This is a genomic window from Tumebacillus permanentifrigoris (assembly GCF_003148565.1).
Lineage (GTDB): Bacteria > Bacillota > Bacilli > Tumebacillales > Tumebacillaceae > Tumebacillus > Tumebacillus permanentifrigoris.
Window position 1 is genome coordinate 87,268 of sequence record NZ_QGGL01000014.1, and the last position, 9,769, is coordinate 97,036.

Genomic DNA, 9,769 nt, shown 5'->3' on the forward strand with positions numbered 1-9,769 from the left:
CTTTAATTTACCACGAAATTCGGAAAAGTAAAATAAAATTAATCTGTAACCGCTTACAACTAGTGAAGAAAAAGGCTCACGACCGCGACCGCGGCTGTGAGCCTTTTTTGTTTAGACCTGTTGGTAGAGTTCGCGGTACTGCTTGGCCGATTCTGTCCACGAGAAATCGCACAGGCGTCCGTTTTCGAGGATCTGTGCCCACGTGTCGCGGTCGTGCCAGAGCGTGACGGCACGGTGGATCGTGTGCAACATGTCGTGCGCATTGTAGTTGGTGAAGGAGAAGCCGTTGCCCGTCCCTGTGATCTCGTCATAAGCCTGCACCGTATCCGCCAGACCTCCTGTTTCCCGCACGATCGGGACGGAGCCGTAGCGCAGGGCGAGCAACTGGGAGAGGCCGCACGGTTCGAACTTGGAAGGCATCAGGAACAGGTCAGACGCGGCGTAGAGACGACGGGCGAATCCTTCATCGAACGTGATCTGAGCACTGACTTTGTGTGGGTGGTACCACGCAGCTTCGCGGAAGGCTTGCTCATACTGCGCATCACCGGTTCCGAGGATGATCAGTTGGGCGTCTAGTTGAAGAATGTCTTGCAGGACGTGTAGGATGAGATCGAAGCCCTTTTGTTCCACAAAGCGTGAGATCACGGCGATCATCGGCGCGTCTTCGCGGATCGGCAGGCCAAGTTCCTCCTGCAGGCGGACTTTGTTCTGCTCCTTGGCGCGCAGAATCTCTTGGACGGAACTCGCGCTCGTGTCGGAGAAGAGTTCGTAGAGATGCGGGTCTGCCGCCGGGTCGTAGCTCTCATAGTCGATCCCGTTCACGATGCCGACGAGATCCTCGTTGCGCTTGCGCAGGAGTCCCTCCAGCGTGGCTCCAAAGTACTCCGTCTGAATCTCGCGGGCGTAGGTCTGCGAGACGGTGGTGACTTTGTCAGCGAAGTTGAGGCCACCCTTCATATAATTCACCGCGTCGAAGTAGCCGATGCCATCCTCGCTCAAGTGGTCGTCGCCAAGTCCGATCAACTCGCCGAGCACAGAGCTTGGGAACACGCCTTGGTAGAGCAGATTGTGGATGGTGTAGACCGACTTGATCCCCTGGTAGAACGGATCGTGCTGGAATTCGACTTTGAGCAGGAACGGCACGAGACCGGCCTGCCAGTCATGGCAATGCAACACGTCCGGTCGGAAATCGAGGTGTGGCAGTGCTTGCAGGACCGCGCGGGCAAAAAAGGCGAAGCGTTCCGCCTCGTCGTAAAAGCCATACAGGTTGCCATCACGCTTAAAGTAGTACTCGTTGTCGAGGAAATAGTAGGTGATGCCGTTCTCCTCGAGCACTTCGATCCCGCAGTATTGCTTGCGCCAGCCGACCGAGACGTGGATGATCTCCTTCACCGTCATGCGCTGACGGTAATGCTCAGGAATTTTCGAGTACTTGGGCATGATCACCCGCACATCGACCTCTTGGCGGCTTAGTTCCAAGGGCAGGGCGCCGATCACGTCGGCGAGCCCGCCCGTTTTGACAAAGGGGGCTCCTTCCGAAGCCACATGCAAGACTTTCAACTCATCGCCTCCCCGCTTAGATCGTGCTCCGCTTGGTGATCACGACCGGCTCGCTGGCGTTGCCGAGCAGCGTCTGGCCGCGTTTGATACAGACTTCCTTGTCGAGGATCATGTTCTCGACGACAGCACCTTCGCCAATTTCGCATTCCTGCATCAGAATCGAGTTGCGAATCGTCGCACCCTTGGCGACTTTTACCCCGCGGAACAGGATCGAGTTCTCAACGCGGCCTTGGACGATGCACCCGTTGGCGATCAGCGAGTTGTTGACATCTGCTGTTTCGATATACTTGGATGGCGGTTCGTCCTTGATCTTGGTGTAGACGAGGCCAGGTTGGAAGAACAGCCCTCTCCACACATCCGGGTTCAACAGGCGCATGCTCTGGTTGTAGTAGCTGGTCGTCGAATTGATGATCGAGAGGTGCCCCTCGTGTTGGTAGGCGTTGACTTGGAAGGTGTCGATGTTCTGCATGATCAAGCTCTCGGTGAGGTCGTACTGTTCGTGGGCGATGCAGTGCTCAATCATCTCGACGAGCAACGTGCGGTTAATAATGAAAGACTCCATGTAGACGTTGCCTGTGTTGATCTCGTCCGCGTCGGACGACATCTGGCGCACGCGGTGGTGTTCATCGACTTCCAATTGGTAGCAATTCGAGAGATCGACCGTATCGGGGTCGAGGCGGTTGTAAAGCATCGTGATGTCCGCTTCACTGTCAATGTGGAATTGCAAGGCATCGCTGTAGTTGACGTTGCAAACCATGTGGCTACGGCAGACGATGACATATTCTTCCTTCGAGCGGTTGAAGTAATCGATGTGGCCGTAGAAGTTTTGCAGGTCGCCTTTGTAGTCGGCCGTCGGGAAGGTGATCGCAGGCGGGAGCATGAACAGCCCACCGATTTTGCGGTCGAGCTGCCATTCCTTGCCGGAGCCTAAGTGATCCATCAGCGAGCGGGATTTGTTGAGCGTGAACACGGCAACTTTGGAGATGCCGGTGTTCGCCATGTTGGAGAGCGTGAAATCGATCAAGCGATAGCGGCCCCCAAATGGCACCGAGGCAATCGAACGGTTGCGGGTCAGTTCGTCGAGCATGGAATGGGGCTTGCCGAGGTTGATGACACCGATCACATTTTTCATGAATGGTTCCTCCTGTCCAGCGGTCCTAGTTCTTGACCTTCGTGTTCGACGGGATAAACGAATCCTCCCCGATCAGTGTGATCGGAGCGTCTGCGCCTTCCACGCCGATCGTGCAATTGTCCCCGATCACAGTGCCTTCGCCGATGATCGTTTTGTAAATTTTGACGTTCTGGCCGATTTTCACGTTTGGCATGATGATCGAATCCCGGATCGTACTTTTGTCACCAACTTGCACGCCATAGAACAGGACGGAATGGTCGACGGAGCCAAAGACCATGCAACCTTCGTTGATCAAGGATTGCTTGGCCGAACCCTGTGGAGCGATGTATTGTGGCGGGTGGTTCGGGTTGACCGAATAGATGCGCCATTCGGTGTCGTGCAGGTTGAGCGTTGGGAACGCTTCTAATAAGTCCATATTGGCTTCCCAGAGGCTTTCAATCGTTCCAACGTCCTTCCAGTAGTCCTTGAAGCGGTAGGCGAACAGTGAGCGCTCCTCTTGGAGCATGCGCGGGATGATGTCTTTGCCAAAGTCGTGCGAGGAGTACGGATTCTCGTCGTCGCGGGTCAGGTAGCTTTTTAAGACATCCCAGTTGAAGATGTAGATGCCCATCGAGGCGAGGTTGGTCTTGGCGTTTTTGGGCTTCTCTTCGAAGTCGAGGATGTTGTCGTGGGCGTCGACGTTCATGATCCCGAATCGACCGGTCTCCTCCCACGGCACTTCGATCAAAGCGATGGTGGCTTCAGCCCCGCGCTTTTTGTGCTCCTGCAGCATCTTGTCGTAATCCATTTTGTAGATGTGGTCGCCGGAGATCACGAGGATGTACTGCGGGTTGTAGCGCTCGATGTAAAAGATGTTTTGGAAAATCGCGTTGGCGGTGCCTTTGTACCAATGGCCGCCGTCTGACTGGACATAGGGGGGCAGGACGGTGACGCCGCCGTTGCTGCGGTCGAGGTCCCACGGGGAGCCGATGCCGAGGTAGGAGTTGAGGATCAGCGGTTGGTACTGGGTCAGCACGCCGACGGTGTCGATGCCGGAGTTGCTGCAGTTGCTAAGGGTGAAATCGATAATGCGGTATTTGCCACCAAAGGGAACGGCCGGTTTGGCCAGTTTTTGCGTGAGCGCACCGAGACGGCGACCTTCGCCACCTGCGAGGAGCATTGCGATGATCTCTTTACGTTGCATTACGATTTCCCCTTTCGTTCCGCCTTTTTCTTTTTCAATACAACCATCCCGAGCGGCGGGACGGAGATCTGCAGACTGTACGGTTGGTTGTGCATCGGTTGTTTCTTGGCCGGCAACTCACCTGCATTCAGCACGCCGGAGCCACCGTAGCGCGGATCGTCGCTGTTGAAGATCTCCACGTACTTGCCCGGCTTCGGGACCCCGAACCGGAAATTCTGGTGCGCCATCGTGTTGAAGTTGCAGAGCACGATCACCGCTTCACTTGGCTTTTTGCCGAGGCGTTGGTAGATCGCGATGCTCTGCTGGTTGTTGTCGGCGTCGATCCAGCGGTATCCTTCTGGCTCGTGGTCCAACTCCCACAGGGCGGGTTCCTGACGATAGAGGTGGTTGAGGTCCTTGACGAACTCGCGCATCTTGCCATGCATCTCGTAGTCGAGCAGTCCCCAGTCCAACTCCGACTCGTCCTTCCACTCATCAAACTGTCCGAACTCGCCGCCCATGAAGAGCAGCTTTTTCCCCGGATGGGTGTACAAGTAGCTGTATAAAACCCGAAGATTGGCAAATTTCTGCCAGTAGTCGCCGGGCATTTTGTTCAGCAGCGACTTTTTCCCGTGTACCACTTCGTCATGGGAGAGCGGGAGCAGGAAGTTTTCCGTGTAGGCGTAGAGGATCGCAAACGTGACTTTGTCATGGTTGTGCTGGCGGTAGATCGGTTCCTGTTCTAAGTACGAGAGCGTGTCGTTCATCCAGCCCATGTTCCACTTAAAATTGAAGCCTAAGCCGCCGAGGAAGGTCGGACGGGAGACGAGCGACCACTCCGAGGAGTCCTCCGCCATCATCAACGCGTGCGGGTAGCGCTCGAACATCACTTCGTTGAGTTTGCGGAGAAAGGCTACCGCTTCCAAATTCTCCGTGCCGCCCAGTTCGTTGGTGGACCATTGGTTTTCCGGCTTGCAAAAGTTCAAGTACAGCATCGAGGCGACTGCGTCAATGCGCAGACCATCGATGTGGAACATGTCCATCCAGAACAACGCGTTTGAGATCAGGAACGAGAGCACTTCCGGACGACCGAAGTCAAAAGAAAGCGTGCCCCACTGGGGCTTTTCTGCTTTGCGCCAGTCGGCGTATTCATAACAGGGGGTGCCGTCAAAGAGGCGCAGGCCGTGCGCGTCCTTGGCGAAGTGGCCGGGCACCCAGTCGAGGATGACCGCGAGGCCGCGTTGGTGTGCTTGGTCGACGAAGTACATCAAGTCGTGCGGCGTGCCAAAGCGCGAGGTGGCTGCGTAGTACCCAGTGGTTTGGTAGCCCCACGAGCGGTCGTAGGGGTGCTCGGCGACGGGCATCAGTTCCAGATGCGTGTAGCCGAGGTCACTTACATAGTCGAGCAGTTCATCGGCGAGTTCCCGATACGTGTAGAAGTCGCCAGTAGGTTTCTTTTTCCAAGAACCGAGGTGAACTTCGTAGATGTTGACTGGGCGGTTGTAGACCGGCTTTTTCAGCAATTTTTCCTGTTGGCGTTGCCACTCGCTGTCCTGCCACTCGTAGCCGCTGAGGTCATACACGCGCGAGGCGGTGTGTGGGCGGACTTCCGCGTAGAAGGCGTAGGGATCAGACTTCAGTAAGGTTTCGCCAGTTTGGGTGAGCAGTTCGTATTTGTAGAGTGAGCCGTTGGGCAGGTCAGGGACAAAGCCAGACCAGACGCCAGGTTCTGTCACCTGCGTCAATTCGTGTAGATCTCCACACCAATCGTTAAAGTCGCCGACGACCCGTACAGCCCGGGCGTTCGGGGCCCATACGGTAAAGCGGACACCAGATACACCTTCTACTTGTACGGGGTGAGCTCCCATCGTTCGATAGCTCTGCGTCAAGTTTCCTTGGTGATACAGATACAGATCATAGTCATTGGGCGTTGCGACCGACATGCACGTTCCACCTGCTTCTTACAAGATAGTGATTTACATGTGTAATAATAGTGAAATATACTTACCTCCGTATTTTACCACATTTATAGCCTATCCCATAGTGGATTTGGACTTGTTGTTTAATTACAAGGCGTTTGACTGAAAACCCTTTGTCGAGTTTTGACGTTCGTAAAAAAGATACAATACCGTCAAGAGGAGGAAGAGAAGCAGATGAAAGTTAATACAACGAACACAGAACATTACAAGTGGGGGGCCTCCTGTGACGGCTGGCACCTCGTCAAAACGCCGGGGCTCAGCGTGATTCAGGAACTCATGCCGGCAGGAACTGTTGAGACGCGACACTATCATGAGCAAGCCTGCCAATTTTTCTACGTGCTTTCAGGGCGGCTCACGATGGAGGTCGAGGGCGTTTTTACAGAGCTCAGTCCTTTTGAAGGGTTGGAAATTGCGCCTCATCGCTGGCATCAAGCGCGCAATGAAACGGACGCCGACGTTGCATTTTTGGTCATCTCGCAACCGACCACGCGAGGGGATCGTTTCCAGATCGAATAAGGAAAACGCCATGCTGAAGATCAGCATGGCGTTTTTGAATTGCCGATTTGCTAGTCAAATGCTACAATTATGAAGAGTGTGAGTAAAAACAGAGTTTTTTATTTGGGGATTGATAATAAGGATTCAGGATTTCCTGTTTGTGGGCGAAACAACATGACAGACTCTAGGGTTTAAGAACATTCAACCAACAGGAGTAGGGGTTATGAAAAGTATACAACGGTTCTTAGCAGTTAGTTTGGTTTTGACTACCACTTTCTCACCTTCTTACCAATTATCTGCAAGTGCCAGCACAAGTGTTCCATCTTCAGACCAAGCGAGTACCTGGGCACAACCTGCGATCCGAGTCGTGAAAGGATTGCAATTGATGCAAGGGGACCCTGATGGGAGTTTCCGTCCGCTTGAGGAGATGACGAGGCAGGAGTTCGCGACCGTGCTAAGCCGTGTCCTGCAATTGAACACGCAGGAGGTAAAGCGCTCCTCTTACCATGACGTCAGCGGTGCAGACTGGGGGTTTAAGCAGATTCATGCTGTCCGGTCGGCCGGGTTGATGTTGGGGGACACAACTGGCAATTTCCACCCGAACAGCTTGATCACGCGCGAAGAGATGGCGGTTGTTTTGGTGCGGGCTGCGCAAGTAGACCCGATGGGCTACGGCGTGCGGCTGAAAACGGCCGATGCAGCCGAAGTCAGCGACTGGGCGCGCGACTCTGTACAGGCGGCGATTGAACTCGGGTTGATGCGAGGAGATGGAACTCGTTTCTATCCGCAAGACACCGCCAAACGTGAGGAAGTCGCGGTCGTCGCGTTGGATCTCTTCCGGAAAACCCAAGAGACACCTACACCGATCGTCGAGGAAATTGTCGGGAATACGGTGCAGATGAACGGGCACGTGTATCAGATCACAGATTCCTTGAAAGGTCTGTTCAAGACCGCCAACGCAGCATTTCTCGTCGGCTCCAAAGTCAAGTTTGAGAAGGTTGGCGACCTGATCACCAAAGTGACCTATCTGGAATCTGGGAAAAACGGAGTCTCGCTTGACGCTGGAAACTCCGTCATCGAGGGAGACGTTTTGATCCGCGGGCACGAAGTGCATCTCGACAACTTGAGAGTCACCAAGTCGATTCAGTTCTCCGGCAACGGTCAACAGCATGTCGTAGTTGGCAACTTGTCCGCACAGATCAGCGAATTGCGCAACCCGCAGTTGCAGTTGGAGTTGACCCAAAAAACGCAATTTTCAGGTATGCGTGTATTTGCCGATTCCAGCCTTGTAACAGGTGGGGCGGTCATCCCGAAGATCATCTTGGAAGATGGAGTGCAAAACCTGCACTTTGTTGGCGATCTAGGCACCGTCGTCTACAACTCCAAAGCCGATATGATCTTGACCGGGAACGGCAATGTCGAGGAAGTTCAGCTCGACGGTAGCGGCGAACTGACGCTGACTATTGACGGAAGAATCAAAACAGCCACAGTAGATAATGCAGCGGCCACTTGCGTTTTGAATTCAAAGAATACGATCGTAGAAAAGTTGGTTTTGAACTACGGGCAATCGGCTGGCGGTGTCGTGGATAACTTCTCGCAAGCCAAGGACCAGATCCTCGTTATCATCATCAAAGGGTCTGGCAGTGGCGGCGGGTCGCCTGGGATACCGCAAGTCAACAAACCTCCGCAATCCAAAGCCAATTTACTACGCACACTGACACTGGGTGGGCCTGGCGTACAATTGCTACCGACCGACTTAGCGACCGACATGGATGGTGATCTGCTGTCCTTCGCTGGGGTGTCGAACGTTAGTGATGCCTCAAAAGCGGTGGTCGCAGTGAATCCCCAAGGCCTCTTGGAAGTCACGCCGCTGATGCAGGGCGATTTATTTGTGACCGTCAATGTAACAGACAGCCGCTTCACGACACCAGTCACAATCCAACTCAAGATTCAACCGCAGCCGGATATCATAGCCCCGGTGGTGACGGGCGTTGTTGACAACCAAACCTACACGTCAGCCGTCGTGCCAAACAGTAGCGACACCGACATCCAAACCGTCTCCTTGACTCAAAATGGGACCGTGGTAGCTGGGTACACATTGGGAACTCCGATCAGTCAGGATGGCAACTACCTACTGACCGTGACCGACCAAGCGGGCAACAGCACGACCGTGCATTTTGTGGTCAGCATCGATATGTCGTTACCCGTCGTTGCAGGTGTTCTGGACAATCAGGCGTACCATACGCCCGTCACTCCAACTTCACCTGAAACCGACATCGCGACGGTTGCGCTGACACTGGATGGCCTCGTAGTCGCTGGCTATGAGTTGGGAACCCCGATCACTCAAGACGGTTCCTATGTCTTGACGGTCACCGATTTAGACGGGAAAAGCACGGTAGTACACTTTAGCATCGACACGGTAGCGCCGGTGGTCACAGGGGTTGTCGACAGCCAGACCTATACGTCAGTCGTCACACCGTCCAGCGTGGACAGCGACATTCAATCGGTTCAGTTGACGAGAGATGGAACTTCCGTCGCAGGCTATGCGCTAGGTACAGGGATCACGACGGATGGCGAGTACGTCTTGACGGTGACCGATCGAGCGGGCAACAGCACGGTGGTTCATTTTAGCCTGAACATGAATGCACCCGTGGTCATGGGGGTTCTCGATGCCCATACCTACTCGACGGCAGTGACTCCGACCAGTTCGGATACCGACATCCAGACGATTACGCTGACGCAGGATGGAATAAACGTGGTGGGGTATTCGTTGGGTACGGCGATTACCCAAGATGGTAGCTACGTGTTGACCGTCACCGATCTGGCCGGGCACAGCACGGTGCTACACTTTGTCATCGACTCAACCATTCCGGTCGTGACGGGCTTGGTGGACAACCAAATCTACACGACAGCCGTGACTCCGGACTCCATCGACACCGACATCCAGACGGTGACGCTGACGAAAAACGGCAGTGTTGTCGCCGGGTATTCGTTAGGAACGGCGATCTCTGGAGATGGTAGCTACGTGTTGACGGTGACCGACCAAGCAGGCGGCAGTTCGGTGATACACTTCACCATCGACACGGCTGCTCCCGTGGTGACAGGCGTTCTGGACAACCAAACATACGGCACATCGGTCACTCCAGTCAGTGGTGATTCAGATCTCCAAACGGTGACATTGACTCTCGATGGCACTCCAGTATCAGGCTACACGCTGGGTACGACAATCACCGCAGACGGCACTTACGAATTGACCGTCACGGACCACGCGGGCAACAGTTCTGTTTTCCACTTTATCATCGACAAAACAAGCCCAGTGGTCAGCGGAGTTGTGGATAATCACATCTACGGCACAAGCGTGACCCCTGTGAGCAGCGACACCGACATCACGACGGTCACGTTGACGCAGGACGGCACCGCTGTGGCTGGGTATACGTTGGG

6 protein-coding genes are annotated in these 9,769 nt (G+C 54.5%); 2 read left to right on the forward strand and 4 right to left on the reverse strand.

Annotated elements, in window-relative coordinates; all coding sequences use genetic code 11:
* Positions 1-111: 111 nt before the first annotated feature.
* The 4 genes from glgA to glgB are packed head-to-tail and all read right to left on the reverse strand — an operon-like array spanning position 112 to position 5,797.
* Complete coding sequence (gene glgA / locus C7459_RS15915; RefSeq protein WP_109690283.1) at positions 112-1,560, reverse strand: glycogen synthase GlgA; 1,449 nt, start codon at positions 1,558-1,560, stop codon at positions 112-114.
* Positions 1,561-1,576: 16 nt separating this feature from the next.
* Entirely contained in the window at positions 1,577-2,692 is a 1,116-nt protein-coding gene (gene glgD, locus C7459_RS15920; RefSeq protein WP_109690284.1) for a glucose-1-phosphate adenylyltransferase subunit GlgD, read from the reverse strand.
* 25 nt (positions 2,693-2,717) lie between these two features.
* A complete protein-coding gene (locus C7459_RS15925) occupies positions 2,718-3,875 on the reverse strand; it encodes a glucose-1-phosphate adenylyltransferase (protein ID WP_109690285.1) in 1,158 nt (385 codons plus the stop codon).
* On the reverse strand, positions 3,875-5,797 hold the full coding sequence (gene glgB / locus C7459_RS15930) for a 1,4-alpha-glucan branching protein GlgB (RefSeq protein ID WP_109690286.1): 1,923 nt from the start codon (positions 5,795-5,797) through the stop codon (positions 3,875-3,877). The genes C7459_RS15925 and glgB overlap by 1 nt, the downstream gene beginning before the upstream one ends.
* A gap of 210 nt (positions 5,798-6,007) precedes the next feature.
* Between glgB and C7459_RS15935 the strand changes: the two genes are divergently transcribed.
* Positions 6,008-6,349, forward strand: a complete 342-nt coding sequence (locus C7459_RS15935; RefSeq protein WP_109690287.1) for a cupin domain-containing protein — start codon at positions 6,008-6,010, stop codon at positions 6,347-6,349.
* Between the two features lie 364 nt (positions 6,350-6,713).
* Positions 6,714-9,769: S-layer homology domain-containing protein (locus tag C7459_RS23410; protein ID WP_342766667.1), on the forward strand; the 3,056-nt coding region annotated here is incomplete at its 3' end.